This is a genomic window from Vagococcus entomophilus, assembly GCF_003987595.1.
In the GTDB taxonomy this organism is placed as follows: domain Bacteria; phylum Bacillota; class Bacilli; order Lactobacillales; family Vagococcaceae; genus Vagococcus_E; species Vagococcus_E entomophilus.
This window is the reverse complement of the sequence record NZ_NGJZ01000004.1, coordinates 98,796-123,669: the sequence shown is the minus strand read 5'-3', so window position 1 is coordinate 123,669 and position 24,874 is coordinate 98,796. Positions and strand designations below refer to the sequence as shown.

General features: G+C 38.6%; 40 protein-coding genes and 17 tRNA genes. 52 read left to right on the top strand and 5 right to left on the bottom strand.

The features are described from left to right. Positions 1-51 precede the first annotated feature (51 nt). The 46 genes from CBF30_RS11180 to rplQ all read left to right on the top strand — a co-directional run bounded on the left by CBF30_RS11180 (position 52) and on the right by rplQ (position 16,240). Positions 52-125, top strand: a tRNA-Pro gene (locus tag CBF30_RS11180). Positions 126-169: 44 nt separating this feature from the next. Then, positions 170-243, top strand: a tRNA-Met gene (locus tag CBF30_RS11175). Positions 244-260: 17 nt separating this feature from the next. Continuing rightward, a tRNA-Ile gene (locus tag CBF30_RS11170) sits at positions 261-334 on the top strand. Between the two features lie 19 nt (positions 335-353). After that, positions 354-443, top strand: a tRNA-Ser gene (locus CBF30_RS11165). Between the two features lie 95 nt (positions 444-538). Further along, positions 539-612: transfer RNA gene (locus tag CBF30_RS11160), tRNA-Met, on the top strand. A 49-nt stretch (positions 613-661) separates the two neighbouring features. Further along, positions 662-735 (top strand) — tRNA-Asp (locus CBF30_RS11155). An 11-nt stretch (positions 736-746) separates the two neighbouring features. Next, positions 747-817, top strand: a tRNA-Gly gene (locus CBF30_RS11150). A 21-nt stretch (positions 818-838) separates the two neighbouring features. Then, a tRNA-Ile gene (locus tag CBF30_RS11145) sits at positions 839-912 on the top strand. Positions 913-939: 27 nt separating this feature from the next. Further along, positions 940-1,011 (top strand) — tRNA-Glu (locus CBF30_RS11140). Positions 1,012-1,023: 12 nt separating this feature from the next. Further along, positions 1,024-1,113: transfer RNA gene (locus CBF30_RS11135), tRNA-Ser, on the top strand. Between the two features lie 95 nt (positions 1,114-1,208). Next, positions 1,209-1,282: transfer RNA gene (locus CBF30_RS11130), tRNA-Met, on the top strand. A gap of 49 nt (positions 1,283-1,331) precedes the next feature. Beyond that, a tRNA-Asp gene (locus CBF30_RS11125) sits at positions 1,332-1,405 on the top strand. 3 nt (positions 1,406-1,408) lie between these two features. Further along, a tRNA-Phe gene (locus CBF30_RS11120) sits at positions 1,409-1,481 on the top strand. A gap of 10 nt (positions 1,482-1,491) precedes the next feature. Further along, a tRNA-Gly gene (locus tag CBF30_RS11115) sits at positions 1,492-1,562 on the top strand. 21 nt (positions 1,563-1,583) lie between these two features. After that, positions 1,584-1,657, top strand: a tRNA-Ile gene (locus CBF30_RS11110). 14 nt (positions 1,658-1,671) lie between these two features. Further along, positions 1,672-1,759, top strand: a tRNA-Ser gene (locus CBF30_RS11105). A gap of 18 nt (positions 1,760-1,777) precedes the next feature. Next, positions 1,778-1,849: transfer RNA gene (locus tag CBF30_RS11100), tRNA-Glu, on the top strand. A 337-nt stretch (positions 1,850-2,186) separates the two neighbouring features. Continuing rightward, a complete protein-coding gene (rpsJ, locus tag CBF30_RS11095; RefSeq protein ID WP_126826784.1) occupies positions 2,187-2,495 on the top strand; it encodes a 30S ribosomal protein S10 in 309 nt (102 codons plus the stop codon). A 24-nt stretch (positions 2,496-2,519) separates the two neighbouring features. After that, positions 2,520-3,152, top strand: a complete 633-nt coding sequence (rplC, locus tag CBF30_RS11090) for a 50S ribosomal protein L3 (RefSeq protein ID WP_126826781.1) — start codon at positions 2,520-2,522, stop codon at positions 3,150-3,152. Between the two features lie 25 nt (positions 3,153-3,177). Continuing rightward, on the top strand, positions 3,178-3,801 hold the full coding sequence (gene rplD, locus CBF30_RS11085) for a 50S ribosomal protein L4 (protein ID WP_126826778.1): 624 nt from the start codon (positions 3,178-3,180) through the stop codon (positions 3,799-3,801). Next, complete coding sequence (locus tag CBF30_RS11080) at positions 3,801-4,088, top strand: 50S ribosomal protein L23 (RefSeq protein ID WP_126826775.1); 288 nt, start codon at positions 3,801-3,803, stop codon at positions 4,086-4,088. The genes rplD and CBF30_RS11080 overlap by 1 nt, the downstream gene beginning before the upstream one ends. Before the next feature lie 32 nt (positions 4,089-4,120). Then, positions 4,121-4,954: a 50S ribosomal protein L2 gene (gene rplB / locus CBF30_RS11075; protein ID WP_126826772.1), complete on the top strand. Its 834-nt coding sequence runs from the start codon at positions 4,121-4,123 to the stop codon at positions 4,952-4,954. A 49-nt stretch (positions 4,955-5,003) separates the two neighbouring features. After that, positions 5,004-5,282, top strand: coding sequence for a 30S ribosomal protein S19 (rpsS, locus tag CBF30_RS11070; protein WP_126826769.1), 279 nt, complete (start codon positions 5,004-5,006; stop codon positions 5,280-5,282). Positions 5,283-5,304: 22 nt separating this feature from the next. Further along, a complete protein-coding gene (gene rplV / locus CBF30_RS11065) occupies positions 5,305-5,652 on the top strand; it encodes a 50S ribosomal protein L22 (protein WP_126826765.1) in 348 nt (115 codons plus the stop codon). 13 nt (positions 5,653-5,665) lie between these two features. Beyond that, entirely contained in the window at positions 5,666-6,322 is a 657-nt protein-coding gene (gene rpsC / locus CBF30_RS11060; RefSeq protein WP_126826762.1) for a 30S ribosomal protein S3, read from the top strand. Between the two features lie 2 nt (positions 6,323-6,324). Continuing rightward, positions 6,325-6,759, top strand: coding sequence for a 50S ribosomal protein L16 (gene rplP, locus CBF30_RS11055; RefSeq protein WP_126826759.1), 435 nt, complete (start codon positions 6,325-6,327; stop codon positions 6,757-6,759). Further along, entirely contained in the window at positions 6,749-6,934 is a 186-nt protein-coding gene (rpmC, locus tag CBF30_RS11050; RefSeq protein ID WP_126826756.1) for a 50S ribosomal protein L29, read from the top strand. The genes rplP and rpmC overlap by 11 nt, the downstream gene beginning before the upstream one ends. Before the next feature lie 23 nt (positions 6,935-6,957). Next, complete coding sequence (gene rpsQ, locus CBF30_RS11045; RefSeq protein WP_126826753.1) at positions 6,958-7,224, top strand: 30S ribosomal protein S17; 267 nt, start codon at positions 6,958-6,960, stop codon at positions 7,222-7,224. Positions 7,225-7,276: 52 nt separating this feature from the next. Next, positions 7,277-7,645, top strand: a complete 369-nt coding sequence (rplN, locus tag CBF30_RS11040) for a 50S ribosomal protein L14 (RefSeq protein ID WP_126826749.1) — start codon at positions 7,277-7,279, stop codon at positions 7,643-7,645. A 33-nt stretch (positions 7,646-7,678) separates the two neighbouring features. Continuing rightward, positions 7,679-7,990: a 50S ribosomal protein L24 gene (gene rplX / locus CBF30_RS11035; RefSeq protein WP_126826746.1), complete on the top strand. Its 312-nt coding sequence runs from the start codon at positions 7,679-7,681 to the stop codon at positions 7,988-7,990. A 26-nt stretch (positions 7,991-8,016) separates the two neighbouring features. Next, positions 8,017-8,556: a 50S ribosomal protein L5 gene (rplE, locus tag CBF30_RS11030; protein ID WP_126826743.1), complete on the top strand. Its 540-nt coding sequence runs from the start codon at positions 8,017-8,019 to the stop codon at positions 8,554-8,556. Positions 8,557-8,574: 18 nt separating this feature from the next. After that, the gene (locus tag CBF30_RS11025; protein WP_016184192.1) at positions 8,575-8,760 is read left to right on the top strand and encodes a type Z 30S ribosomal protein S14; all 186 of its coding nucleotides are present in this window, start codon (positions 8,575-8,577) and stop codon (positions 8,758-8,760) included. A gap of 36 nt (positions 8,761-8,796) precedes the next feature. Beyond that, positions 8,797-9,195 carry a 30S ribosomal protein S8 gene (gene rpsH, locus CBF30_RS11020; RefSeq protein ID WP_126826740.1) on the top strand — a complete coding sequence of 133 codons (399 nt, stop codon included), beginning with the start codon at positions 8,797-8,799 and terminating at the stop codon, positions 9,193-9,195. Between the two features lie 30 nt (positions 9,196-9,225). Next, positions 9,226-9,762 (top strand): 50S ribosomal protein L6, encoded by a 537-nt coding sequence (rplF, locus tag CBF30_RS11015; RefSeq protein WP_126826737.1) that lies wholly within the window; start codon positions 9,226-9,228, stop codon positions 9,760-9,762. A 119-nt stretch (positions 9,763-9,881) separates the two neighbouring features. Continuing rightward, a complete protein-coding gene (gene rplR / locus CBF30_RS11010) occupies positions 9,882-10,238 on the top strand; it encodes a 50S ribosomal protein L18 (protein WP_126826801.1) in 357 nt (118 codons plus the stop codon). A 20-nt stretch (positions 10,239-10,258) separates the two neighbouring features. Then, positions 10,259-10,759, top strand: a complete 501-nt coding sequence (gene rpsE / locus CBF30_RS11005; protein ID WP_126826734.1) for a 30S ribosomal protein S5 — start codon at positions 10,259-10,261, stop codon at positions 10,757-10,759. A gap of 13 nt (positions 10,760-10,772) precedes the next feature. Then, positions 10,773-10,952 carry a 50S ribosomal protein L30 gene (rpmD, locus tag CBF30_RS11000; protein WP_126826731.1) on the top strand — a complete coding sequence of 60 codons (180 nt, stop codon included), beginning with the start codon at positions 10,773-10,775 and terminating at the stop codon, positions 10,950-10,952. 41 nt (positions 10,953-10,993) lie between these two features. After that, complete coding sequence (rplO, locus tag CBF30_RS10995; protein WP_126826728.1) at positions 10,994-11,434, top strand: 50S ribosomal protein L15; 441 nt, start codon at positions 10,994-10,996, stop codon at positions 11,432-11,434. Continuing rightward, positions 11,434-12,732 (top strand): preprotein translocase subunit SecY, encoded by a 1,299-nt coding sequence (secY, locus tag CBF30_RS10990; RefSeq protein ID WP_126826725.1) that lies wholly within the window; start codon positions 11,434-11,436, stop codon positions 12,730-12,732. The genes rplO and secY overlap by 1 nt, the downstream gene beginning before the upstream one ends. A gap of 57 nt (positions 12,733-12,789) precedes the next feature. Continuing rightward, on the top strand, positions 12,790-13,440 hold the full coding sequence (locus CBF30_RS10985) for an adenylate kinase (protein WP_126826722.1): 651 nt from the start codon (positions 12,790-12,792) through the stop codon (positions 13,438-13,440). 208 nt (positions 13,441-13,648) lie between these two features. Further along, the gene (gene infA / locus CBF30_RS10980) at positions 13,649-13,867 is read left to right on the top strand and encodes a translation initiation factor IF-1 (RefSeq protein ID WP_010052088.1); all 219 of its coding nucleotides are present in this window, start codon (positions 13,649-13,651) and stop codon (positions 13,865-13,867) included. A gap of 31 nt (positions 13,868-13,898) precedes the next feature. Continuing rightward, on the top strand, positions 13,899-14,012 hold the full coding sequence (gene rpmJ, locus CBF30_RS10975; RefSeq protein WP_009488082.1) for a 50S ribosomal protein L36: 114 nt from the start codon (positions 13,899-13,901) through the stop codon (positions 14,010-14,012). Positions 14,013-14,030: 18 nt separating this feature from the next. Continuing rightward, positions 14,031-14,396, top strand: a complete 366-nt coding sequence (gene rpsM, locus CBF30_RS10970; RefSeq protein ID WP_126826719.1) for a 30S ribosomal protein S13 — start codon at positions 14,031-14,033, stop codon at positions 14,394-14,396. Between the two features lie 27 nt (positions 14,397-14,423). After that, positions 14,424-14,813, top strand: coding sequence for a 30S ribosomal protein S11 (gene rpsK, locus CBF30_RS10965; RefSeq protein ID WP_126826715.1), 390 nt, complete (start codon positions 14,424-14,426; stop codon positions 14,811-14,813). A gap of 82 nt (positions 14,814-14,895) precedes the next feature. After that, positions 14,896-15,834 (top strand): DNA-directed RNA polymerase subunit alpha, encoded by a 939-nt coding sequence (locus tag CBF30_RS10960; protein ID WP_126826712.1) that lies wholly within the window; start codon positions 14,896-14,898, stop codon positions 15,832-15,834. A 25-nt stretch (positions 15,835-15,859) separates the two neighbouring features. Continuing rightward, complete coding sequence (gene rplQ / locus CBF30_RS10955; protein ID WP_126826709.1) at positions 15,860-16,240, top strand: 50S ribosomal protein L17; 381 nt, start codon at positions 15,860-15,862, stop codon at positions 16,238-16,240. Positions 16,241-16,481: 241 nt separating this feature from the next. Here the strand turns inward: rplQ and CBF30_RS10950 are convergent, their stop codons facing one another. Beyond that, a complete protein-coding gene (locus CBF30_RS10950) occupies positions 16,482-17,138 on the bottom strand; it encodes a hypothetical protein (RefSeq protein ID WP_126826706.1) in 657 nt (218 codons plus the stop codon). A 309-nt stretch (positions 17,139-17,447) separates the two neighbouring features. Here CBF30_RS10950 and CBF30_RS10945 point away from each other — a divergent pair, with 309 nt between their 5' ends. From CBF30_RS10945 to rpsI, 6 genes are all read left to right on the top strand, one after another. Then, entirely contained in the window at positions 17,448-18,296 is an 849-nt protein-coding gene (locus CBF30_RS10945) for an energy-coupling factor ABC transporter ATP-binding protein (RefSeq protein ID WP_126826703.1), read from the top strand. Next, entirely contained in the window at positions 18,272-19,141 is an 870-nt protein-coding gene (locus tag CBF30_RS10940) for an energy-coupling factor ABC transporter ATP-binding protein (protein WP_126826698.1), read from the top strand. The genes CBF30_RS10945 and CBF30_RS10940 overlap by 25 nt, the downstream gene beginning before the upstream one ends. Continuing rightward, complete coding sequence (locus tag CBF30_RS10935) at positions 19,138-19,932, top strand: energy-coupling factor transporter transmembrane component T family protein (RefSeq protein ID WP_126826694.1); 795 nt, start codon at positions 19,138-19,140, stop codon at positions 19,930-19,932. Before CBF30_RS10940 ends, CBF30_RS10935 begins: the two co-directional genes overlap by 4 nt. A 24-nt stretch (positions 19,933-19,956) precedes the next feature. Continuing rightward, positions 19,957-20,712, top strand: a complete 756-nt coding sequence (truA, locus tag CBF30_RS10930) for a tRNA pseudouridine(38-40) synthase TruA (protein WP_126826691.1) — start codon at positions 19,957-19,959, stop codon at positions 20,710-20,712. Between the two features lie 69 nt (positions 20,713-20,781). Next, complete coding sequence (gene rplM, locus CBF30_RS10925; protein ID WP_390221329.1) at positions 20,782-21,282, top strand: 50S ribosomal protein L13; 501 nt, start codon at positions 20,782-20,784, stop codon at positions 21,280-21,282. Positions 21,283-21,295: 13 nt separating this feature from the next. Then, on the top strand, positions 21,296-21,688 hold the full coding sequence (gene rpsI / locus CBF30_RS10920) for a 30S ribosomal protein S9 (protein ID WP_126826685.1): 393 nt from the start codon (positions 21,296-21,298) through the stop codon (positions 21,686-21,688). A gap of 177 nt (positions 21,689-21,865) precedes the next feature. On the opposite strand, the gene CBF30_RS12040 is transcribed toward rpsI, so the two are convergent. The 4 genes from CBF30_RS12040 to CBF30_RS10900 form a co-directional block, all read right to left on the bottom strand. Next, a complete protein-coding gene (locus CBF30_RS12040; RefSeq protein ID WP_245975077.1) occupies positions 21,866-22,129 on the bottom strand; it encodes a tyrosine-type recombinase/integrase in 264 nt (87 codons plus the stop codon). A 134-nt stretch (positions 22,130-22,263) separates the two neighbouring features. Continuing rightward, a complete protein-coding gene (locus CBF30_RS12035; protein ID WP_245975076.1) occupies positions 22,264-23,037 on the bottom strand; it encodes a site-specific integrase in 774 nt (257 codons plus the stop codon). A gap of 338 nt (positions 23,038-23,375) precedes the next feature. Then, complete coding sequence (locus CBF30_RS12200) at positions 23,376-23,831, bottom strand: rolling circle replication-associated protein (protein ID WP_425469871.1); 456 nt, start codon at positions 23,829-23,831, stop codon at positions 23,376-23,378. A gap of 512 nt (positions 23,832-24,343) precedes the next feature. After that, positions 24,344-24,853: a hypothetical protein gene (locus tag CBF30_RS10900; RefSeq protein ID WP_126826681.1), complete on the bottom strand. Its 510-nt coding sequence runs from the start codon at positions 24,851-24,853 to the stop codon at positions 24,344-24,346. Positions 24,854-24,874 lie beyond the last annotated feature (21 nt).

Below are 24,874 nucleotides of genomic sequence, written 5' to 3'. Positions count from 1 at the left end.
GACTACGAATCAGAAGGTTAGAGGTTCGACTCCTCTTGGGTGCATTTTTTTCGGGAAGTAGCTCAGCTTGGTAGAGTACTTGGTTTGGGACCAAGGTGTCGCAGGTTCGAATCCTGTCTTCCCGATTTTATAAATGGTTTCTTAGTAGGGATTCGTTTAATTTTATTATCGCGGTGTAGCTCAGCTGGCTAGAGCGTCCGGTTCATACCCGGGAGGTCGGGGGTTCGATCCCCTTCGCCGCGATTGTTATATCTGAACTTGGACCTTTAGCTCAGTTGGTTAGAGCTCCCGGCTCATAACCGGGCGGTCGTAGGTTCGAGTCCTACAAGGTCCATTTGTAAATATTTGTTTTTGGAGGATTACCCAAGTCCGGCTGAAGGGAACGGTCTTGAAAACCGTCAGGTGTGTAAAAGCACGCAAGGGTTCGAATCCCTTATCCTCCTTAGCTGAAACCTTAAGTGTTACTCTTCTAGAAGATAACATAAAGGAACACAGCATTTTATGATGAAAAGAATTATTTTTCTTTTTGATCAATTATCGCGGGGTGGAGCAGTCAGGTAGCTCGTCGGGCTCATAACCCGAAGGTCGTAGGTTCAAATCCTGCCCCCGCAATTACTACTTGAAAAGTAGTAGAAGTGACAGTATAATAAAAACGGTTTATGGTTTGGTAGTTCAGCTGGTTAGAATGCCTGCCTGTCACGCAGGAGGTCGCGGGTTCGAGTCCCGTCCAGACCGTTTAGTTTTATGCGGGTGTAGTTTAGTGGTAAAACCACAGCCTTCCAAGCTGTTGTCGCGAGTTCGATTCTCGTCACCCGCTTTATATCATATTTTGTGATATGGGCCTATAGCTCAGCTGGTTAGAGCGCACGCCTGATAAGCGTGAGGTCGATGGTTCGAGTCCATTTAGGCCCATTCTATTTTAGAAAATACTCATAGTTCGGCCCGTTGGTCAAGCGGTTAAGACACCGCCCTTTCACGGCGGTATCACGGGTTCGATTCCCGTACGGGTCATTGCTTTATTTTGGAGGATTACCCAAGTCCGGCTGAAGGGAACGGTCTTGAAAACCGTCAGGTGTGTAAAAGCACGCAAGGGTTCGAATCCCTTATCCTCCTTAGCTGAAACCTTAAGTGTTATTCTTCTAGAAGGTAATATAAAGGAACACAGCATTTTATGATGAAAAAAATTATTTTTCTTTTTGATCAATTATCGCGGGGTGGAGCAGTCAGGTAGCTCGTCGGGCTCATAACCCGAAGGTCGTAGGTTCAAATCCTGCCCCCGCAATTACTACTTGAAAAGTAGTAGAAGTGACAGTATAATAAAAACGGTTTATGGTTTGGTAGTTCAGCTGGTTAGAATGCCTGCCTGTCACGCAGGAGGTCGCGGGTTCGAGTCCCGTCCAGACCGTTTGGCTCGGTAGCTCAGTTGGTAGAGCAATGGATTGAAGCTCCATGTGTCGGCAGTTCGATTCTGTCCCGCGCCATTTTAAATATGCGGGTGTAGTTTAGTGGTAAAACCACAGCCTTCCAAGCTGTTGTCGCGAGTTCGATTCTCGTCACCCGCTTTAGTATCATATTTTTAATACGGGCCTATAGCTCAGCTGGTTAGAGCGCACGCCTGATAAGCGTGAGGTCGATGGTTCGAGTCCATTTAGGCCCATCCATTATGATACTGGGGAAGTACTCAAGTGGCTGAAGAGGCGCCCCTGCTAAGGGTGTAGGTCGGGAAACCGGCGCGAGGGTTCAAATCCCTCCTTCTCCGTTTTATATTTATTTTAAGGGCCCGTTGGTCAAGCGGTTAAGACACCGCCCTTTCACGGCGGTATCACGGGTTCGATTCCCGTACGGGTCATAATAGAAAGAGTGTATTCGAGTGAATACACTCTTTTTTTATTTGCAAAGAATTCAAACACAAAAGAATTGAAGCTACTTTTTAAAGTGTTTCTATAAAGAGAGAGTAGAAAAATAAAAAAAAGTCATAAAAAACCTTGCTATTAAAGGTTTTTTTTAGTATACTTTTAAAGGTGCTGACTTAAGTAATTAAGAAAGGCACAGGAATCCTTTACTAAAGGGTTTTAGGCTGTGAAACGGGAGGTTGCGACACGCCCGGGCGCATTGCCACGGACGAGCGGGTCGGAGATTTCCGCGGAGCTATGTCTAGTTTTAAAACAGACGAAGGAGGGAATAACATGGCAAAACAAAAAATTCGTATCCGTTTAAAAGCGTATGAACATCGTATTTTAGATCAATCAGCGGACAAAATTGTGGAAACAGCAAAAAGAACTGGTGCTGATGTATCAGGTCCAATTCCATTACCAACTGAACGCTCAGTTTATACTGTGATTCGTGCAACGCACAAATACAAAGATTCACGCGAACAATTCGAAATGCGAACTCACAAACGTCTAATTGACATTGTGAATCCAACACCAAAAACAGTTGATGCTTTGATGAAGCTTGACTTACCAAGTGGTGTGAATATTGAAATTAAACTATAAAATCAAGATGATGGAGGTGTACTCATGACCAAAGGAATCTTAGGTAAAAAAGTAGGAATGACGCAAATCTTTACTGAAAATGGTGAATTAATCCCAGTTACTGTTGTTGAAGCTACCCCTAATGTAGTTTTACAAGTCAAAACTGTCGAAGCAGACGGTTACGAAGCAGTTCAACTTGGATACCAAGACAAACGTGAAGTATTAGCGAACAAACCTGCGAAAGGTCATGTTGCGAAAGCAAATACGACTCCTAAGCGCTTCATTAAAGAAATCAAAAATGTTGAGCTAGGAGAATATGAAGTAGGTAAAGAAGTTAAGGTGGATGTTTTCCAAGCAGGAGACATTGTTGATGTTACAGGAACAACTAAAGGTAAAGGTTTCCAAGGGGCAATTAAACGTCACGGCCAAAGCCGCGGACCAATGTCTCATGGTTCTCGTTATCACCGTCGTCCTGGGTCAATGGGTCCAGTAGCACCAAACCGCGTATTTAAAAATAAAAAATTAGCTGGTCGTATGGGTGGAGATCGCGTTACTATTCAAAATCTAGAAATCGTAAAAGTAGATGTTGAAAAGAATGTGGTTCTTATCAAAGGAAACGTACCTGGAGCTAAAAAATCACTTATCCAAATTAAATCAGCTCATAAGGCTGCAAAATAATCGTAAAGAGAGGAGGAACTAAGGAATGCCAACTGTAGCATTATTCAAACAAGATGGAACTCAAAACGGTGAAGTAACTTTAAACGAAGCTGTTTTCGGGATCGAACCAAATGAAAGTGTTGTATATGATGCAATTTTGATGCATCGCGCCTCACTTAGACAAGGAACACATGCTGTTAAAAACCGCAGCGCTGTTCGTGGCGGTGGCCGTAAACCATGGCGCCAAAAAGGAACTGGACGTGCACGTCAAGGATCAATCCGTTCACCACAATGGCGTGGCGGTGGCGTTGTCTTCGGACCAACACCACGTTCTTACAGCTACAAACTTCCTAGAAAAGTTCGTCGTTTAGCAATTAAATCTGTTTTATCAGAAAAAGTTGCAGAAAATAATTTAGTAGTAGTTGATACGTTACAATTTGAAGCTCCTAAAACAAAAGAATTCAAACAAGTTTTAACAAACTTGAGTGTTGATTCTAAAGTATTAGTGGTTCTTGAAAATGATAACGATAATGTAGCACTGTCTGCTCGTAACTTGCCAAACGTTTCTGTTGTTAATGCAGAAAATGTTAGTGTGTTAGACGTAGTAGCAAACGATAAGCTATTATTTACTCAAACTGCTCTTACTCAAGTAGAGGAGGTGCTTGCATAATGGAATTACTAGATGTAATTAAACGCCCAGTTATAACTGAGGCATCAATGCTTGCGATGGATGAGAAAAAATACACTTTTGAAGTGGATACTCGTGCAAACAAAACATTAGTGAAACAAGCTGTTGAAGCTGCTTTTGAAGTGAAAGTTAAAAACGTGAATATCATGAATGTGAAACCTAAGTTCAAAAGAATGGGTAAATATGCAGGATATACAAAAAAACGTCGTAAAGCTATTGTGACGTTAACTGACGATTCAAAAGAAATTCAACTTTTTGAAGCTGAGTAAAAATAAAAATATTATTATAGGAGGGAAAACGCGTGGCGATTAAGAAGTACAAACCTACCTCAAATGGTCGTCGTAACATGACAGGTTCTGATTTTGCGGAAATCACAACATCAACACCTGAAAAAACTTTGTTACAACCACTTAAAAATAATGCTGGCCGTAATAACAATGGTCGCATCACTGTTCGTCATCAAGGTGGCGGTCATAAACGTCAATATCGTGTGATTGATTTCAAACGTAACAAAGACAACGTTGTCGGAGTTGTGAAAACAATCGAGTATGATCCAAATAGATCAGCAAATATTGCGTTGATTCACTACACTGATGGAGTGAAAACATACATTTTAGCTCCAAAGGGATTAGAAGTTGGAACACAAATTGTTTCAGGTCCTGAAGCAGATATCAAACCAGGGAATGCATTACCACTTTCAAACATCCCAGTTGGTACTGTTGTTCATAACATTGAAATGAAACCTGGTAAAGGCGGACAATTAATTCGTTCTGCTGGAACTAGCGCACAAGTACTTGGTAAAGAAGGTAAATATGTATTAATTCGCTTGAACTCAGGTGAAGTACGTATGATTCTTGCTACATGTCGTGCAACAATTGGTTCTGTTGGAAATGAACAACATGAATTGATTAACATTGGTAAAGCTGGACGTAGCCGTTGGATGAGAAAACGCCCAACAGTTCGTGGTAGCGTAATGAACCCTAACGATCACCCACACGGTGGTGGTGAAGGTAAAGCACCAGTTGGACGTAAAGCACCAGTTAGCCCATGGGGTCAACCTGCTATTGGGTTCAAAACTCGTAATAAAAAAGCACAATCTGACAAACTTATTGTTCGTCGTCGTAAAACAAAATAAACAGGTACTCGTGGCTTAAATAGTCATACATTTTGAGAGGAGGTTCACCATGAGTCGTAGTTTGAAGAAAGGCCCTTTTGCTGATGATCATCTTTTAAAGAAGGTGGATGCACAAAAAGACCTTGAAAAGAAAAAAGTGATTAAAACATGGTCTCGCCGTTCTACCATATTCCCAAGTTTTATTGGATATACAATTGCTGTATATGATGGAAGAAAGCATGTCCCAGTTTATATCCAAGAAGATATGGTTGGACACAAATTAGGTGAATTCGCACCAACAAGAACATATCGTGGACATGGCGCCGACGATAAGAAAACAACACGTTAATTAATGAGGGGAGGAATTGCAAATGTCAGAACAAATTACTTCAGCAAAGGCAACTGCTAAAACAGTTCGCACTTCACCTCGTAAAGCACGTATTGTGATTGATCTTATTAGAGGGAAAAGCGTAGCAGAAGCAATTTCAGTATTGAAATTCACGCCAAACAAATCTGCTGGATTGATCGAAAAAGTATTATTATCAGCAGTTGCAAATGCAGAAAACAATTACGACTTAGATGTTGAAAATTTGGTTGTATCTGAAGCTTTTGTAAACGAAGGACCAACAATGAAACGTTTCCGTCCTCGTGCGAAAGGATCAGCATCACCAATCAACAAAAGAACAAGTCATATTACAGTAGTTGTAACAGAAAAATAAGGAGGGACAACCAGTGGGTCAAAAAGTACATCCAATTGGAATGCGTGTCGGTGTTATCCGTGATTGGGATGCCAAATGGTATGCTGAAAAAGAGTATGCAGAATACTTGCACGAAGACTTAAACATCCGTAAGTTTATCGCTAAAAACCTTGCTGATGCCGCTGTGTCAAAAGTTGAAATCGAACGCGCTGCAAAACGTGTAAACATTTCTCTTCACACAGCTAAACCAGGTATGGTAATTGGTAAAGGCGGATCTGAAGTTGAAAACCTAAGAAAAGAATTAAATAAATTAACTGGTAAACGTGTACACATCAATATTGTGGAAATCAAAAAACCAGATTTAGATGCTAAATTAGTGGCAGAAGGAATTGCACGTCAATTAGAAAACCGTGTAGCATTCCGTCGTGCACAAAAACAAGCGATTCAACGTACAATGAGATCAGGAGCACAAGGAATTAAAACTCAAGTATCTGGACGTCTAAACGGTGCTGATATTGCCCGTGCAGAAGGATATTCTGAAGGAACTGTTCCGCTTCATACATTGCGTGCGGATATCGATTACGCTTGGGAAGAAGCAGATACAACATACGGAAAACTAGGAGTTAAAGTGTGGATCTATCGTGGAGAAATTCTTCCAGAAAAAAAGAACACTGAGAAAGGAGGGAAATAATCATGTTAGTACCTAAACGTGTAAAACACCGTCGTGAGTTTAGAGGAAAAATGCGTGGGGAAGCTAAAGGTGGCAAAGAAGTATCTTTTGGTGAATGGGGCTTACAAGCTGTTGATTCACATTGGATTACAAACCGTCAAATTGAAGCTGCTCGTGTTGCGATGACTCGTTACATGAAACGTGGTGGGAAAGTATGGATCAAAATTTTCCCTCATAAGTCTTATACTGCCAAAGCAATTGGGGTACGTATGGGATCTGGTAAAGGGGCTCCTGAAGGCTGGGTAGCACCAGTAAAACGTGGAAAAATCATGTTTGAAGTTGCTGGCGTACCTGAAGAAGTTGCTCGCGAAGCATTAAGACTTGCTTCTCACAAATTACCAGTGAAAACTAAAATTGTAAAACGTGAGGAAATGGGTGGTGAATCGAATGAAGGTTAAAGATATCAAAGAATTAACCACTGCCGAAATGCTTGAAAAAGAAAAAGAATTCAAAGAAGAATTGTTTAACTTAAGATTCCAACTTGCAACTGGGCAACTAGAAAACACTGCGCGTATTAAAGAAGTACGTCAATCGATTGCACGCATCAAAACTGTATTGCGTGAACAAGCTTAATATGGAAGGAGGCCATTAAACGTATGACTGAAGAAAGAAATCAACGTAAAGTTTATCAAGGCCGTGTGGTTTCTGACAAAATGGATAAAACCATTGTTGTTGTTGTTGAAACGAAAAAAACACACAAAATCTACGGTAAACGTGTTAAATATTCTAAGAAATACAAAGCACATGATGAAAACAACGTTGCAAAAACTGGGGACATCGTGAAAATTATGGAAACTCGTCCATTATCGGCTACAAAACGTTTCCGTTTACTAGAGGTAGTTGAAGAAGCAGTTATTATCTAAGCGAGATTTTCCTATAGATTGAAGCTTAAAATCTGAAAGGAGGATACACAACGTGATCCAACAAGAAAGTCGTTTAAAAGTCGCTGACAACTCTGGAGCCCGCGAAGTACTAACAATTAAAGTGTTAGGCGGATCAGGACGCAAAACTGCAAACATTGGCGATGTTATCGTTGCTACTGTAAAACAAGCAACGCCAGGCGGTGTTGTCAAAAAAGGCGAAGTAGTTAAAGCCGTAATTGTACGTACTAAATCAGGAGCTCGTCGTAATGATGGTTCTTATATCAAATTTGATGAAAATGCATGTGTTATTATCCGTGATGATAAAAGTCCACGTGGTACACGTATTTTCGGCCCTGTAGCTCGTGAACTACGTGAAAACAATTTCATGAAAATCGTTTCACTAGCACCAGAAGTGTTATAATAAAGACTTTTTTAAAGGAGGTGCGAAACAAAAATGTTCGTTAAAAAAGGCGATAAAGTAAAAGTTATCACTGGGAAAGACAAAAACAAAGAAGGCGTAGTTTTAACTGCGTTCCCTAAAAAAGATAAAGTAATCGTTGAAGGCGTAAATATGATGAAAAAACATCAAAAGCCTAACGCAGCTGCTCCACAAGGTGGAATTATCGAAACAGAAGCGCCAATTCACGTTTCTAATGTTATGTTAATTGATCCATCAAACGGCGAAGCAACTCGTGTCGGTTATAAAGAAATTGACGGAAAAAAAGTCCGTGTTTCCAAAAAAACTGGTGAAGTTTTAGATAAGTAAGAATCAAGGAAGGAGGGTGCAACTGAATGAACCGTCTGAAAGAAAAATATGTCAAAGAAATAACTCCAGCATTAGTAGAAAAATTTAATTATACATCTGTAATGCAAACTCCAAAAGTTGAGAAAATTGTAATCAACATGGGTGTGGGTGATGCGGTTTCAAACGCAAAAAACTTGGATAAAGCTGTAGAAGAACTAACATTAATCTCAGGTCAAAAACCGATGATTACAAAAGCTAAGAAATCAATCGCTGGTTTCCGTTTACGTGAAGGCATGCCAATCGGCTGTAAAGTAACATTACGCGGCGAAAGAATGTTTGATTTCTTGGACAAATTAGTAACAGTTTCTCTACCACGTGTTCGTGACTTCCATGGTGTAAGCAAAAAATCATTCGATGGACGCGGAAACTATACTTTAGGTGTTAAAGAACAATTAATCTTCCCAGAAGTTGATTATGATTTAATCGATAAAGTACGTGGTATGGATATCGTTATCGTAACAACTGCTAATACAGATGAGGAAGCTCGTGAATTATTAGCACAACTTGGAATGCCATTCCAAAAATAAAAAAAGGAGGCGAACTACGTGGCTAAAAAATCAATGATTGCTAAAAACAAACGCCCTGCAAAATTCTCAACTCAAGAATATACCCGTTGTGAACGTTGTGGTCGTCCACATTCAGTTTATCGTAAATTTAAACTTTGCCGTATTTGCTTCCGCGAACTTGCCTATAAAGGACAAATTCCCGGCGTGAAGAAAGCTAGCTGGTAACAAAGAAAAACCCGCATAAAGGAGGTAAATAATTCAATGGTCATGACAGATCCGATTGCAGATTTTCTAACTCGTGTACGTAATGCTAACATGGTTAAACACGAATCATTAGAAGTACCTGCTTCAAAAATTAAACGTGATATCGCTGAAATCTTGAAACGTGAAGGTTTTGTACGCGATGTTGAGTATATTGAAGATGACAAGCAAGGCATCATCCGTGTATTTTTGAAATATGGCAAAAACGAAGAACGTGTTATCACGAACTTAAAACGTATTTCAAAACCAGGTTTGCGTGCTTATGTAAAAGCAGACGAAGTACCAAAAGTATTAAACGGTCTAGGTGTTGCGATTATCTCAACTTCTGAAGGTGTTATCACTGACAAAGAAGCTAGAGAACGTAATATCGGTGGCGAAGTAATCGCATACGTTTGGTAATTTAATAACATTACAAGGAGGTGTCTTGAAGTGAGCCGTATTGGTAATAAAACAATTATTATTCCTGCAGGTGTAACAGTTACACAAAATGGAAATGAAGTTACTGTAAAAGGACCTAAAGGTGAGTTGACTCGTAAATTTGTTTCTGAAATTGGAATCAATATCGAAGGAAACGAAATCAACCTTACTCGTCCAAACGATGAAAAAGTAAATCGCGCGTTACATGGAACAATGAGAGCAAACCTAAACAACATGGTTGTTGGTGTGAGCGAAGGTTTCCAAAAAGCGTTAGAACTAATCGGGGTTGGGTACCGTGCACAATTACAAGGATCAAAACTTGTACTTAATGTTGGGTATTCACATCCGGTAGAAGTTGTTGCTCCTGAAGGCGTAACAATCGAAGTTCCTGCAAATACTCAAGTAGTAATTAAAGGAGCTAACAAAGAACATGTTGGCGAACTTGCGGCAAATATCCGTGGAATTCGTCCTCCAGAACCTTATAAAGGCAAAGGAATTCGCTATGCTGGTGAATTCGTAAGACGTAAAGAAGGTAAAACTGGGAAATAATCGTTGAATGTTTGTGCACAGTATAGACACTTTATACGATGTGTATTGTCTAGACTGTGTCAGAGTATTCACGTTCAGTCTGCCAATTGGCAGCGAAAAAATACAAAGAGGTGACAATTGTGATTTCAAAACCAGACAAAAACAAAGTGCGCTTAAACCGTCACAAACGTGTCCGCGCAAAAATCTCTGGTACTGCTGAGTGCCCACGCTTGAACGTTTTCCGTTCTAACAAAAACATCTACGCGCAAGTAATTGATGACGTAGCGGGTGTGACGCTAGCAAGTGCCTCTACCTTAGATAAAGAAATTTCAGGTGGAACAAAAACTGAAACGGCCAAAGCTGTTGGTGCGTTAGTTGCTAAAAAAGCAACTGAAAAAGGAATTAAAGAAGTAGTCTTTGACCGTGGTGGTTACCTTTACCATGGCCGTGTTGCAGCTTTAGCAGAAGCAGCGCGTGAAAATGGACTAGAATTTTAAAAGAAGGAGGAACACCATTCATGGTTTATATTGATCCAAAACAATTAGAATTAGAAGATCGCGTTGTTGCTATTAACCGTGTAACTAAAGTTGTAAAAGGTGGACGTCGTTTACGTTTTGCTGCATTAGTTGTCGTAGGTGACAAAAACGGTCATGTTGGATTTGGTACTGGTAAAGCACAAGAAGTACCTGAAGCAATTCGTAAAGCAATTGAAGATGCTAAGAAAAATCTTGTGGAAGTACCAATGGTTGGTTCTACCATCCCTCATGAAGTAATCGGAGTGTTCGGCGGTGGACGTATCTTAATGAAACCTGCTGTTGCCGGTTCTGGGGTTGCTGCTGGTGGACCTGTTCGTGCCGTATTAGAATTAGCAGGCGTTGCAGATATTACAAGTAAATCACTAGGCTCAAACACACCAATTAATGTGGTACGTGCGACAGTTGAAGGATTGAAACAATTAAAACGTGCTGAAGAAGTAGCTGAGCTTCGTGGCAAAACTGTTGAAGAATTAATCGGATAAGGAGGACATTAAAATGGCTGAATTAAAAATTACGTTAAAACGTAGTGTAATCGGACGTCCTCAAAATCAACGTGATACAGTGAAAGCACTAGGGCTTAAAAAACTAAACAGCACTGTTGTAAAACCTGCCAATGAAGCAATCAAGGGTATGGTTAATACTGTTTCACATTTAGTGGACGTTGAAGAAGTATAATAATATTTAAAGAGAAACACTTTTAAGGAGGTGCCAAATCAATGAAACTTCATGAGTTAAAAGCCGCTGAAGGATCACGTCAAGTGCGTAATCGTGTAGGTCGTGGTACATCATCAGGTAACGGGAAAACTTCTGGTCGCGGTCAAAAAGGTCAAAATTCTCGTTCAGGTGGTGGCGTACGTCTAGGGTTTGAAGGTGGACAAACACCTTTATTCCGTCGTTTACCAAAACGTGGATTTACAAACATCAACCGTAAAGAATATGCTGTTGTTAATTTAGATGCACTAAATCAATTTGAAGATGGTACAGAAGTAACACCAACTGTTTTAGTTGAAGCAGGTGTTGTGAAAAATGAAAAATCAGGCGTTAAAGTCTTAGCGAATGGTGAAATCACTAAAAAATTGACAGTAAAAGCAACTAAGTTTTCAAAATCTGCGCAAGAAGCTATTGAAGCTGCTGGTGGATCAATCGAGGTGATCTAATGCTGAAAATTGTAAAAGACGCTTTTAAAGTGAAAGAAATTCGTAATAAAATCTTTTTTACATTTCTTATTCTTTTTGCTTTTCGTATTGGTGCAAGTGTCACAGTTCCAGGTGTTGATGCTAAGAAACTTGTAGAATTGAGTAGCAACTCACTTTTTACAATGCTCAACACAGTTAGTGGGAGCTCAATGGAAAACTTCTCATTGTTTGCAATGGGAGTTTCGCCATATATTACAGCTTCGATTGTAATCCAGTTGTTACAAATGGACATTGTTCCAAAGTTTGTTGAGTGGTCGAAACAAGGGGAAGTTGGACGTAAAAAATTAAATCAAGCGACTCGTTATCTAACGTTAGCTTTAGCGTTTATCCAATCTTTTGGTATAACAGCAGGATTTAATCGCTACGTATCACTAGGCTTTGTGAAAAATGCCAATGTATATTCTTATATTAGTATTGGACTTATCTTGACGGCGGGTACGATGTTATTGACGTGGATGGGTGAGCAGATCACTGAAAAAGGAATCGGAAACGGTGTTTCAATGATTATCTTTGCAGGGATTATCTCAAGATTGCCAAAAGGAATCCAACAAATCTATTCTACATACTTTGTACGAATTAATTCTGCGGATCTTTGGAAATCTATCTTATTCATTGTTCTACTGATTATTGCAATTTTACTTATTGTGACAGTTGTTACTTATGTACAACAAGCAGAAAGAAAAATTCCAATTCAGTATACAAAACGTGTTGCCGGAGCACCTCAAAGCAGCTATTTGCCTTTAAAAGTGAATGCTGCCGGAGTTATTCCAGTAATTTTTGCTAGTTCATTAATTTCCACTCCAAGTGCGATATTACAACTATTTAGTAATTCACACGGTGAAGAAGGCTGGTATAAAATTCTTAGTCAGGTGTTTAACTATTCGACATTACTAGGTGGGACGATTTATACTGTCCTAATTGTTGCCTTTACTTTCTTCTATGCATTCGTACAGGTTAATCCTGAAAAAGTTGCTGAGAACTTACAAAAACAAGGAAGTTACATTCCAAGTGTACGTCCAGGAAAAGGGACAGAAGATTTTATTTCTTCTTTATTAATTCGTTTGAGTACTGTAGGTTCAATCTTCTTAGGATTGGTTGCTGTTTTACCAATTATTGCCCAAAAACTTTGGGACTTGCCTCAATCAATCGGTTTGGGTGGTACAAGTTTATTGATCGTAATTGGAGTTGCACTAGAAACAGTGAAACAATTAGAAGGTTTAATGATGAAACGCCAATATACTGGATTTATCAACAAGTAAGAGTCATGTGTTGAGGATTTCCTCAACACGCGTCCTCATACTTAAGGAGGAAGACGTATGAATCTCATTTTAATGGGGCTGCCTGGCGCTGGTAAAGGGACTCAAGCTGAACGGATTATTGATACCTATCATATTCCACATATTTCCACTGGAGATATGTTCCGCGAAGCAATGAAAAACGAAACCGCAATGGGACTAGAAGCTAAATCCTACATTGATAAGGGTGAATTGGTTCCAAATGAAGTGACGAATGGTATAGTAAAAGATCGCTTGGCCCAAGCTGATACTGAAAAAGGATTTCTATTAGATGGTTTTCCTCGGACATATGATCAAGTACAAGCACTTGAAACTATATTGAAACAATTAAACAAAAAGCTTGATGCCGTTATTAATATCGATGTAGAGGCAGAAGTTTTAGTAGAACGTTTGGCTGGAAGATTTATTTGTAAAAAATGTGGGGCAACCTATCATAAATTAAATCATCCGACAAAAGTAGAAGGTACCTGTGATCGCTGTGGGGGACATGAGTTTTACCAACGTGAAGATGACAAACCGGAAACGGTTAAAAATCGTCTAAGCGTCAACATCGAAAATAGCAAACCAATCTTAGCGTTTTATGAAGAACAAAACCTTTTGCACACGATCAATGGAAATCGCGCAATTGATGATGTTTTTAAAGATGTTGAAAAAATCATTGATAAAAACTAATTGTAAAGCCAGCATGTATGCTCTCTATTCTGGCGTGTTTACTCTAAGCTCGTCATTCTGTTGATTGTGTAATAGAAATGTCAAGTCTAACTTTAATTTCGTATGAGGGTATGGTATAATACGTTAGTTGAAGTAACTTAGGTGGAGCAAGAGTTTCCGCCGTTTTATCGTGTGTAGCGCACGAAACAAGTATAAGGAGGTACTATGCGTGGCGAAAGATGATGTGATTGAAATTGAAGGTACAGTCGTCGAAACTTTGCCGAATGCAATGTTTAAAGTAGAACTGGAAAATGGACACGTAGTTTTAGCGCATGTTTCTGGAAAAATCAGAATGCACTATATTCGTATTCTTCCAGGAGATAAAGTGACTGTGGAATTATCACCGTATGATTTAACTCGCGGTCGCATTACTTATCGCTTTAAATAATTGTACTCCGTAAAATCAAGGAGGTATAATCATGAAAGTAAGACCATCAGTAAAACCAATTTGTGAAAAATGCAAAGTGATCCGTCGTAAAGGACGTGTTATGGTCATTTGTGAAAATCCAAAACATAAACAACGTCAAGGTTAATAGGAGGTGTAACGAATAATGGCTCGTATTGCAGGAGTAGATATCCCTCGTGATAAACGTGTTGTGATTTCTCTTACTTATATCTATGGTATTGGTAAAAATACAGCACAAGAAATTTTAGCAAACGCTGGAGTTTCAGAGGAAATTCGTGTTCGTGATTTAACAAACGAACAAACAGATAAAATCCGTGCAGAAGTGGACAAATTGAAAGTTGAAGGGGATCTTCGTCGTGAAGTGAACTTAAACATCAAACGTTTGATGGAAATCGGTTCATACCGTGGAATCCGTCATCGTCGTGGTTTGCCAGTTCGCGGACAAAATACAAAGAACAACGCACGTACTCGTAAAGGTCCAGCACGTTCAATCGCAGGTAAGAAAAAATAATAAGTAAGTGAAGGAGGTTAGAACTTCATGGCAGCAAAAAAAGTTAGTAGAAAACGCCGTGTCAAAAAAAATATTGAATCTGGTGTGGCTCATATCCACTCTACTTTTAATAATACAATTGTAATGATTACAGATGTTCATGGAAATGCATTAGCTTGGTCATCAGCTGGTTCATTAGGTTTTAAAGGTAGTAAAAAATCTACACCTTTCGCAGCACAAATGGCAGCTGAAGCAGCAGCAAAAGCTTCTATGGAACATGGTTTGAAATCTGTTGATGTAACAGTTAAAGGACCAGGTTCAGGACGCGAAGCAGCAATTCGTTCATTACAAGCAACAGGATTAGAAGTGACAGCAATTCGTGACGTCACTCCAGTTCCTCATAATGGATGCCGCCCTCCAAAACGCCGTCGTGTTTAATGAGAGTCCTTTCATTTTGAGTATGAACTTGAAAACGTCATTGAACAACGCACTTTTCGTTTTGAAAGGGGTATAGATAAGCATGATTGAATTTGAGAAACCAAGAATCACCAAAATTGATGAAGATAGAGATTATGGCAAATTCGTCATCGAGCCTTTGGAAAGAGGTTACGGAACGACTTTGGGCAACTCTCTACGCCGCATTTTACTTTCTTCTTTACCCGGTGCAGCAATTACAAATCTGCAAATCGATGGGGTCTTGCATGAATTTGCGACAATCGATGGAGTAAGAGAAGACGTAACCCAAATTATTCTAAATATTAAAGGTCTTGCTTTGAAACTTTTTGCAGAAGAAGAAAAGACACTTGAAATCGATGTTACAGGTCCAGCTACTGTTACCGCAGGTGACATTTTAACGGATAGTGATGTTGAGATTTTGAATAAAGATTTATACATTTGTGAAGTTGCTGAAGGTGCTACTTTTCATGCCCGTTTGGTTGTAAAACCAGGTCGTGGGTACGTTCAAGCTGACGAAAACAAAAAAGAAGATATGCCAATTGGTGTACTTCCTGTTGATTCTATCTATACACCAGTTCGTCGTGTTAACTATCAAGTTGAAAACACACGTGTTGGTCGTAGAGACGACTTTGACAAATTAACACTAGAAGTGTGGACAGATGGATCCATCATGCCGCAAGAAGCAATTAGCTTAGCTGCAAAAATCATGACCGAACATTTAGACATCTTTGTAAACCTAACAGATGAAGCAAAAAATGCTGAAATCATGGTTGAAAAAGAAGAAACACAAAAAGAAAAAATGTTGGAAATGACCATCGAAGAGTTAGACTTGTCTGTACGTTCATACAACTGCTTGAAACGAGCAGGAATCAATACAGTTCAAGAATTAACGGATAAATCTGAACCAGAAATGATTAAAGTTCGTAACTTAGGACGTAAATCATTGGAAGAAGTTAAAGTTAAATTACATGACTTAGGTTTAGGTTTACGCCAGGATGATTAAAACTTTCTAAAAGGAGGAACCCAGCGTGAGTTATCGTAAACTAGGACGCACAAGCAGCCAACGTAAAGCGTTGTTGCGCGACTTAACAACTGATCTAATCATTAACGAACGTATTGTCACAACAGAAGCTCGTGCCAAAGAATTGCGTTCAACAGCTGAAAAAATGATTACTTTAGGTAAACGTGGAGATCTTCATGCTCGCCGTCAAGCAGCAGCGTTTGTTCGTAATGAAGTCGCTACTGTTCGTGAAGAAAATGAAGAAATCGTTGTTGAATCAGCTTTACAAAAACTATTCAATGATGTTGCACCTCGTTATGCAGATCGTCAAGGTGGTTATACTCGTATTTTAAAAACAGAACCACGTCGCGGTGATGCAGCACCTATGGTTGTCATCGAACTTGTTTAAAATTCAATAAAAACTATACCGTCACTTTATAGAGATTTCTTTTTAGAGTGTTATGATGTTGGAGTGGGATGCTCCGAGTCTAGCTCAGGGCTGCTCTCTGGTTTGTGCCAGAGAGTATGCACTCATCATAAAGTTGTGCGGAAAGTCTGTTTGGAACTAATCCCTATTATAGGAATTAGTATTTTTTTTTAAATCAAAAAAAAGAAGCGTCCTCTGTTCACAGAGGACGCTTCTTTTTAGATTATTTATTATTGTTTACAATAGTTTGTGCCTTTTCTTTTACTTGTTGCACCTCATTATTTGCTTTTTCTAATTTTTTAACATAGTCACTTAGTGTTTGATTTTTTTGTGTTTGTTCTGCAAGCTGTGCTTTTGTTTGAGCTAATTCATTTTGTAAAGCAGTGACGGAATTATTTGCTTGAGCCAATTGATTATTTAAGGTGGCTACTTGTTGTTGTTTTTGATCAACTTCTTTTTGTTTTTCGCTTACTTTTTGATTGCCTTCAGCAATTTTTTGATTAATTTCAGAGATTTTTGCTTGAATTTCATTTTGTTTGCCAGCTAATTCATTATTTTTGGCATTTAACTGATTTTGCAAGCTAGAAAGTTGTGATTCTAAAGAACTCACTTGATTTCTATATGTTTGCACAGCTTGGTTTGCGCTGTCTAGTTCGTTTTTACCACTGGAAACTTTTGCGTTTAAGTTTTCAATCGTTGCTTTATTAGCAGTCAGTTTAGTGTTTAAGGTGTCTAAGGCTTGGTTGATTTGGCTAATATTTTCTTCCCCACCCCAAGTTAGCATGTTATCAGCTAATGCTTTTACTTTTGGAAAAACGACCAAGAGGCTCAGTAAGACAATCGTTGCTGCCATTATTTTTTTAGAATTTATTTTTTTCATAGTGTCTAAAACTCCTTTATCTTTGTTAAATAAATTATACGAAACGAAAGATTTGTATACAACTTCATGTTTTGCATAAATATATGAAAATCGTGACGAATGTGTTGATGAATTAAAGATTTTATGGGATGAATATTTTTAGAAAAATTGTATAAATACGATTCCATTTTATTTAAATCTCTATTTATTAAATATTCAGACAACTTATTCAGAAGTCTGATGCTGCGCGTAGATTTTTTTGCATTTTTTCTATATACTAAGTGGGTATACAGAGTTTAAAAGAAATTGAAGAAAATTGGAGAAATGTCAATGGAATCAATCATCGAATTAAAAAATATTGACTATCATTACCGGCAAGAAGAAGAGGCAGAGCCTGTTTTAGCCTTAAACGATATTTCATTTAAAATAAAACGTGGAGACTGGATTGCAGTGATTGGGCACAATGGTTCGGGAAAGTCTACACTTGCAAAAATTATCGATGGGTTACTGGTGCCAACACGTGGCGAGGTTTGGATTGATGGACAATTACTTACAGAAGAGAGTGTCTGGGAAGCACGTAAAAGGATTGGCATGGTCTTTCAAAATCCCGATAACCAGTTTGTCGGAGCAACGGTGGAAGATGACGTTGCGTTTGGATTAGAAAATCAAGGAATCAAGCGAGACATAATGGTTGAACGTGTGCAAAATGCGCTCAAACGAGTACGGATGGACGAGTTTATGGATCGTGAGCCCTCCAGACTATCTGGAGGCCAAAAACAACGTGTGGCGATTGCTGGCGTTGTGGCACTAAGGCCAGATGTGATTATTTTGGATGAGGCAACGAGTATGCTTGATCCAGAAGGACGTCAGGAAGTGGTCGAAACAATCAAGCAAATTAAAGAAGAAGAAAATTTGACGGTGATTTCAATTACGCATGACATTGACGAAGCCGCAAATGCCAATCGGATTTTGTTAATGAAGCAAGGCCAATTGCTCAAAGAAGGAACCCCGAAAGAAATCTTTGCCTATGGTCGAGAGTTGATTGATATGGGCTTGGATTTGCCTTTTTCTGAAAAGCTAAAAATCGCACTAGTTGCAAAAGGCTATCAAGTACCGGAGGATTACACTACAGAAGAAGGGATGGTGGATTGGCTGTGGACATTCAATTCGAAAAAGTAGGCTATACCTACCAACCACAAACCCCTTTTGAGCAACGAGCTTTGTATGATATTGATTTAAAAATCACCGCACAAAGTTATACCGCGCTGATTGGGCATACAGGTAGTGGGAAATCTACGCTCTTGCAACATCTAAATGCCTTGCTCAAACCGACGTCAGGCAAGGTACTCATCGGTGAGCGTGTCATTGTACCAGAAAGCAAAAATAAAAATTTAAAAGAAATTCGAAAACATGTAGGAATAGTTTTTCAGTTTCCAGAAGCTCAGCTTTTTGAAGAAACGGTCGAGAAAGATATTATGTTTGGCCCAAAAAACTTTGGAGTATCCGACACAGAGGCAAAGGAAATCGCACGAGAAATGATTCAATTAGTTGGATTGGATGAGTCTTATTTAGAACGCTCTCCCTTTGAGCTATCTGGGGGACAAATGAGACGTGTCGCTATTGCGGGGGTACTAGCAATGAAACCTGAAATCCTCGTCTTAGATGAACCAACAGCTGGGCTAGATCCAAAAGGGCGCAAAGAAATGCTTGAGTTATTCCATGAATTGCACCAAAAACATCAACAAACCATCGTTCTAGTGACCCATCAGATGGATGATGTGGCTGAATACGCCGAACAAGTCTTTGTGCTAGAAAAGGGCGAAATTGTAAAATCGGGTACACCGAGAGAAGTCTTTCAAGATGTTGCGTGGCTAGAGTCTAAACAATTAGGGGTTCCAACTGCAACAGCCTTTGCCTTTAAGCTTCAGCAAAAAGGAATGCAATTTACACATATCCCCTTGACGTTGGAAGAGTTGGTCGCTGAACTGACGAAACAAATGGAACAAGGAGGAATAAAAGCATGAATAAATTGTTATTAGGACGATATATTCCAGGCGACTCTTTTGTTCACCACTTGGATCCACGTGCAAAATTACTGGCAAGCTTTTATTTTATTGGCATTATCTTTTTATGTAATAATATCGCTTCTTATTTCTGCATGTTTGCTTTTACCATTTTAGCCATTGCCTTATCAAAAGTCAGCGTTAGCTTTTTCTTAAAAGGTGTGCGCCCCTTGATTTGGCTGATTCTTTTTACAGTTATTCTGCAAGTATTCTTTACAAAAGGTGGCGAAACTTACTTTGAGTGGGGCATTTTTTCTCTGACCTCTCTAGGTGTGCAAAACGGCATTTTCATTTTTTGTCGCTTTGTGTTGATTATTTTTATGTCGACGCTTCTCACACTGACTACGCCACCATTGTCACTTTCAGATGCCATTGAATCATTGCTTCAACCGCTTAAAAGGGTAAAATTCCCTGCGCATGAAGTCTCTCTCATGCTCTCAATTGCCTTGCGTTTTGTTCCAACCTTAATGGATGAAACAGAAAAAATTATGAATGCACAACGAGCGCGTGGGGTGGAATTTAATGAAGGGAGTATTATGCAAAAGATGAGAGCGATTATCCCATTACTGATTCCGCTCTTTGTCAGCAGCTTTAACCGTGCGGAGGACTTAGCCTTAGCGATGGAGGCAAGAGGATACCAAGGAGGAGAAGGACGGACAAAGTACCGCGTACTTCACTGGCAGATGAAAGACACTAGCGTAGCGCTGGTCTTTGTGATCCTAACAGCGGTACTCTTACTCATCCGTAGTTAAATAAACAACAAAAGGAGGGGCTTTATGCCCAGATATAAAGCGATTATTGCTTATGACGGTCACAATTTTTGTGGCTTTCAAATCCAACATAACGCCCGAACCGTTCAAGAAGAACTGGAAAAGACCTTAAAAAAATTGAACAACCAGCAACCCATTACAATTTTTGGGTCTGGACGCACAGATTCGGGTGTACATGCCAAAGGACAAGTCATTCACTTTGATTACAAAGAAATTCCAAATTTAGAAAAGTTTCGCTTTGCTTTTGACACTCAATCAGCAGAAGACATTGCTGTTAAAAGTGTGGAACGTGTTCCAGACGATTTTCATGCTCGTTATCACGTGGTAGAAAAGACCTATAAATTTCGGGTGGACATTGGCAAACCAAGAAGTCCATTCAAACGTTTTTATGCCAGCTATTTTCCGTATCCAATCGATATAGCAGCGATGCAAAAAGCCTGCACCTATTTACTAGGAACGCATGATTTTAGTGCTTTTTGTGCGTCAGGCACCTCAGTCGAAGACAAAGTTCGAACTATATATGAAGCAAAAGTCGAGTATCGAAAAGATGAAGACGAATTACTATTTACTTTTCGTGGAGATGGCTTTTTGTATAAAATGGTTCGAATTGTGGTCGGAACCTTACTCAAGATGGGCAATGGGCGCCTAGACCCAGAAAGCATGCCTACAATCATTGCCAGCAAAGACCGAAACCTAGCGGGACCCACTGCTCATCCAGAGGGATTGTATCTGGATCAAGTTTTTTACGATAAAATTGACTAGATTGTTCGAATCATATTGACTTTATCAAGGATTCACTGTATCATGATAAATGGTATTGTTTGCCCCACGATGAGCCCCGGAAACTTATTGTGTCAAACATCAGAAGAAAAATTGGAGGAAATTAACGTGCGTACAACATATATGGCCAAACCAGGCGAAGTAGAACGTAAATGGTACGTAGTAGATGCAACAGATGTTCCTTTAGGACGTCTATCAGCAGTTGTAGCATCTGTACTACGTGGAAAAAACAAACCAACATTCACACCACATGTGGATACAGGTGACTTTGTGATTGTGATCAATGCAGACAAAGTAAAATTAACAGGTAAAAAAGAAACAGACAAAATGTATTACCGTCACAGCCAATACCCAGGTGGATTGAAATCAGTATCAGCTGGCGAATTGCGTGCTAAAAACTCTCGTAGACTGATCGAAACTTCTATCAAAGGAATGCTACCTAAAAACACTTTAGGCCGCAAACAATTGTCTAAGTTGAACGTTTACGGTGGAGCAGAACATCCACATGCAGCACAACAACCAGAAGTACTAGATTTAACTAACCTAATTTAAGGAGGGAAACCCATTGGCTCAAGTACAATATCAAGGCACAGGCCGTCGTAAAAAATCTGTAGCTCGCGTACGTTTAGTACCAGGTACAGGAAAAATTACTATGAATCACAAAACAATCGAAGAATACATTCCACATGCTGACTTACGTGAAGTCATCAACCAACCTTTTGGCGTTACAGAAACAAAAGGTGCGTATGATGTCTTTGTAAACGTAGACGGTGGAGGATATGCTGGACAAGCTGGCGCAACTCGTCACGGTATCGCTCGTGCGTTACTAGAAGTTGACCCTGATTTCCGCGGAGCATTAAAACGTGCTGGACTTCTTACACGTGATGCTCGTATGGTAGAACGTAAAAAACCAGGTTTGAAAAAGGCAAGAAAAGCAAGCCAATTTTCAAAACGTTAATTGCTGGAGTCGTTGCGAATTTATTCGCTTACGAATACAGTATGGGACGGAGATTTCTTCAGAAATCGAGTACCAATCAATTAATAATGTCAAGGCACTTTCCATTCAGTTGGAAGGTGTCTTTTTGATTTGGTAACGAGTTTGGTGACGACTTTTTTCGTACTCGTAACCAACCAATCAATCATTCTGGCTGACATTTCTATACTCTTCTAAACGTTTAAGGGTATCTATTTTTGTCTGATCGTTCGTGTGTCCATAAACATCTCTAATCATGTTTGAGGTTTCTGCATAACCTACGAGAGATTTTACGATAAAATTGTCCACACCATTATTTAAAAGGTCACCGACAAAAGTATGTCGCAAGCCGTGGGGCGTTATTCTGAGAAGGTCAAATTTCTTTGAAAGAGCATCAAGTTTATTGTTAAGATAGCCTGGATGCAAAGGTTGGTTCAGTTCTCTCTTTTGAGTCGTATAGGTGAAGATAAATTGATCATTGGTTGGGAAAATGTTGACTTATTGCAGTTCACTAAATTGCACTTTTTCCCATTTTGCCAATAGTTCAATGATGGAATCCGCTACTGGGTAGTTCGAAAACGATAGGAGTTTTTCATTCCTTCTACACACCCATATATGCCAGTTTCTTTGTTCTTAACTAACTTATGTGATAAAGAGATTAATTGTTTTTGAAAGTCAATATCAGCCCAAATAAGAGGATAAATTTCACCTTTTGTTGCTCCTAAATAATAAGTTAAAGCTAAGAGGGTATAGTTTTGAAAGCCATGTTCTTTTTTCATTAACTCTAAAGATTCTTGAACAGTTTCTATAGAATAATATTTTTTTCGTTTGAGTGCTTCATTTACAGGCATTTCCAATAATTCATAAGGGTTAGTGGTGATATAGCCTTTCAATAAAGCATATTTCATTACTTGCTTTGTATAAGATACACAAACTTTGAAATTTGCATACGGTTTAATCTTCTTTTCTTCGTCACCAAATGCCCATAAAATTTGAAGATTTTCTAGAATATCAAATGAAACATGCTTTATTTTTTTATCTCCTAAATAAGGGAGAATGTGAAGGCGAAAAACACTTTTCGTTCGGTCTAACGTACTTTGTTCATGATGGTTAGTAATAATATACTTCTTTTTCCACCACATTTCATAAACTTCTTTAAAGGTGTAATCGCCTTTCTTTTTCTTGAATTCTCCCTTTAGTTTTTGAAGTTTCACTTCTTTTTCAAGAATCATAGCTTCTTCTTTTGAATCGGCATAGGCAACAAATCGAGAGAAACCATCACCCATGTAGACATTTACTTTATATTTTCCATTATTCATTTTTTTTATTGCCATAGTTTTTCCTACTTTCCTTCTTGCACGTCAGAATGTAAGACTACTATAAAGTGAGTGAACATGCTTCAAGCTAACTGACTAAACTTTTTTAACCAGCAATCAACTTCTATTTTGTCATATAGAACAACCCCTTGAATATTGATTTTGGGCAAACCTTCTGCAATTAATTTATCTAAGGTGTTGTTGGATAAATTGAGATAGTGCCAGAGTTGTTTCTTTTTGATATAACGTGTATTTAAAGCAAATTCTGTTCTAAATTGGTTAACTTCGGTTGTTAATAATTGATGTATGGTTGTTGTAAATGTAGCTGTTGTTGTTTGGATAATAGAATAGTGAGTTCATTCATGAATATCTACTCCGTTTTTTTTGATTTTTGTGTAACGAACTTTGCTTTCTTCAAACATAAGTATTGGTTCCGTGACTTCGTATAAGTTCCATTCTCTAAAAAAGAATGGTTTCTTTTTTGTATATTCTTTCGTTACTAATACTTTTTGATTTGCAATATTATAAGGTGTGTTAGTTCGCTTTTTTGTTTCTTTAGGAAGGCGTAAATTTTGAGATTTAAAGAAAGCTTTCTTTTTGTGTTCCTTTAGCTCTAAACCTTTATCAAAATATTTACTGATATATCTTCCTCGATTCTCGATACTATCCACATCAATTTTATTAATTCTAACTTCACCATGTCCCCAAGTGTTTAAAAGCTGTTTATGAGGAACGTAAGGGAAGTGAAAGAGAATAATGTGATAATGGATAGCTCCGCGCTGTTGCTTTTCCCACGTAACTAAATAGCGAATTTGAGCTTTCTTGGTTTTATATAATTGATAATTTAATCGTTTAATAAATTTTTGAACTCACTATTTGTATATTTAATATCTTCTATGTTTTCTTTGAAGGTCAATGTTAGAAATTTCGTTTGTTTGTCAAAATTTGTGTCAATTAATCGTGCAATATCAAATCGTTTCGTTTTATAATGTTTTTGTTTTCGTTTTAGGCTGTCATATTGTCCTTGTGCAGATAGTTCATCAAATTTTTTTCGTGTTGTTTTATCTTCTAGCCGTTCAAGTTTTTCTTTTTTTGTTTCTTCTATTTTTGATTGCTTTGAATAGATTGGTTGCTCATATTCCCAAATTCCTATATACGTAGGAGTTTCAATGATTTTCTGATTGTAACTCGTATACAGCGTTTATCACTCCTAAAGTTAGAAATTGAGTGGTGAATGACTGACAAAGTCTTGTACCTTTATTCCAGACAATACGTCCATCGTGTGGTTGTTTTCGAGCGGAAAGCGGTGTTGGGCTTGCTTGCCCTACCGCTTCCGTCGAAACCACCCGCTGGAAGTGTTATCAGAATCAGGTACGTAAGTTTTCTCTATCTGTTTTACTCTATGGGATAAATCAATGAGTCGTTTGTCTAAGTCATTATACTGTCTGACTAGCACATGAATAATCTTATCTCTTTCTATCAATTTTTCATTGAAAATCTCTGTAATAAAGTTAATGAGTTCATGATGTTTCATCAAATCAACTTTCTCGTGAACATCAAACAATTGTCTTAAAGCTTTATTGCGTCCGATTTTCGGAATTAAATGAGCGACTTCTTGAAGTTTCTGAATTTCTTCTGTAGAAAGTACCCTTGTTTTCCGATGATGTTTCGTTTGTCCCTTTCGTCCATGACTGACAAAGGGGATGTATTCGTATTGAAAAGTATAATCACATTCTTTTTGAATAAAATTTGCCCACTTATTTAACGTAGATAGAGAGTGAAGCCCATGAACTTGTTGAATGACTTCATGGGCGGTAAAAAATTGCTTTCCCATTATTTTTGAGTAATGAGTTTT

Bases quoted from the DNA above. Each gene is read 5' to 3' on its own strand.
- rplV (WP_126826765.1), top strand. From the start codon at position 5,305: ATGTCAGAACAAATTACTTCAGCAAAGGCAACTGCTAAAACAGTTCGC.
- rplM (WP_390221329.1), top strand. From the start codon at position 20,782: ATGAGCCCCGGAAACTTATTGTGTCAAACATCAGAAGAAAAATTGGAG.
- rpsH (WP_126826740.1), top strand. From the start codon at position 8,797: ATGGTCATGACAGATCCGATTGCAGATTTTCTAACTCGTGTACGTAAT.
- CBF30_RS10945 (WP_126826703.1), top strand. From the start codon at position 17,448: ATGGAATCAATCATCGAATTAAAAAATATTGACTATCATTACCGGCAA.
- rplC (WP_126826781.1), top strand. From the start codon at position 2,520: ATGACCAAAGGAATCTTAGGTAAAAAAGTAGGAATGACGCAAATCTTT.
- rplX (WP_126826746.1), top strand. From the start codon at position 7,679: ATGTTCGTTAAAAAAGGCGATAAAGTAAAAGTTATCACTGGGAAAGAC.
- rpsS (WP_126826769.1), top strand. From the start codon at position 5,004: ATGAGTCGTAGTTTGAAGAAAGGCCCTTTTGCTGATGATCATCTTTTA.
- CBF30_RS10985 (WP_126826722.1), top strand. From the start codon at position 12,790: ATGAATCTCATTTTAATGGGGCTGCCTGGCGCTGGTAAAGGGACTCAA.
- secY (WP_126826725.1), top strand. From the start codon at position 11,434: ATGCTGAAAATTGTAAAAGACGCTTTTAAAGTGAAAGAAATTCGTAAT.
- rpsJ (WP_126826784.1), top strand. From the start codon at position 2,187: ATGGCAAAACAAAAAATTCGTATCCGTTTAAAAGCGTATGAACATCGT.
- CBF30_RS10950 (WP_126826706.1), bottom strand. From the start codon at position 17,138: ATGAAAAAAATAAATTCTAAAAAAATAATGGCAGCAACGATTGTCTTA.
- rpsQ (WP_126826753.1), top strand. From the start codon at position 6,958: ATGACTGAAGAAAGAAATCAACGTAAAGTTTATCAAGGCCGTGTGGTT.
- rpsM (WP_126826719.1), top strand. From the start codon at position 14,031: ATGGCTCGTATTGCAGGAGTAGATATCCCTCGTGATAAACGTGTTGTG.
- rpmJ (WP_009488082.1), top strand. From the start codon at position 13,899: ATGAAAGTAAGACCATCAGTAAAACCAATTTGTGAAAAATGCAAAGTG.
- CBF30_RS10935 (WP_126826694.1), top strand. From the start codon at position 19,138: ATGAATAAATTGTTATTAGGACGATATATTCCAGGCGACTCTTTTGTT.
- CBF30_RS10900 (WP_126826681.1), bottom strand. From the start codon at position 24,853: ATGGGAAAGCAATTTTTTACCGCCCATGAAGTCATTCAACAAGTTCAT.
- rplO (WP_126826728.1), top strand. From the start codon at position 10,994: ATGAAACTTCATGAGTTAAAAGCCGCTGAAGGATCACGTCAAGTGCGT.
- rpmC (WP_126826756.1), top strand. From the start codon at position 6,749: ATGAAGGTTAAAGATATCAAAGAATTAACCACTGCCGAAATGCTTGAA.
- rplE (WP_126826743.1), top strand. From the start codon at position 8,017: ATGAACCGTCTGAAAGAAAAATATGTCAAAGAAATAACTCCAGCATTA.
- CBF30_RS12035 (WP_245975076.1), bottom strand. From the start codon at position 23,037: ATGGCAATAAAAAAAATGAATAATGGAAAATATAAAGTAAATGTCTAC.
- rplD (WP_126826778.1), top strand. From the start codon at position 3,178: ATGCCAACTGTAGCATTATTCAAACAAGATGGAACTCAAAACGGTGAA.
- rpmD (WP_126826731.1), top strand. From the start codon at position 10,773: ATGGCTGAATTAAAAATTACGTTAAAACGTAGTGTAATCGGACGTCCT.
- truA (WP_126826691.1), top strand. From the start codon at position 19,957: ATGCCCAGATATAAAGCGATTATTGCTTATGACGGTCACAATTTTTGT.
- CBF30_RS11080 (WP_126826775.1), top strand. From the start codon at position 3,801: ATGGAATTACTAGATGTAATTAAACGCCCAGTTATAACTGAGGCATCA.
- rpsK (WP_126826715.1), top strand. From the start codon at position 14,424: ATGGCAGCAAAAAAAGTTAGTAGAAAACGCCGTGTCAAAAAAAATATT.
- CBF30_RS10960 (WP_126826712.1), top strand. From the start codon at position 14,896: ATGATTGAATTTGAGAAACCAAGAATCACCAAAATTGATGAAGATAGA.
- rplP (WP_126826759.1), top strand. From the start codon at position 6,325: ATGTTAGTACCTAAACGTGTAAAACACCGTCGTGAGTTTAGAGGAAAA.
- rpsE (WP_126826734.1), top strand. From the start codon at position 10,259: ATGGTTTATATTGATCCAAAACAATTAGAATTAGAAGATCGCGTTGTT.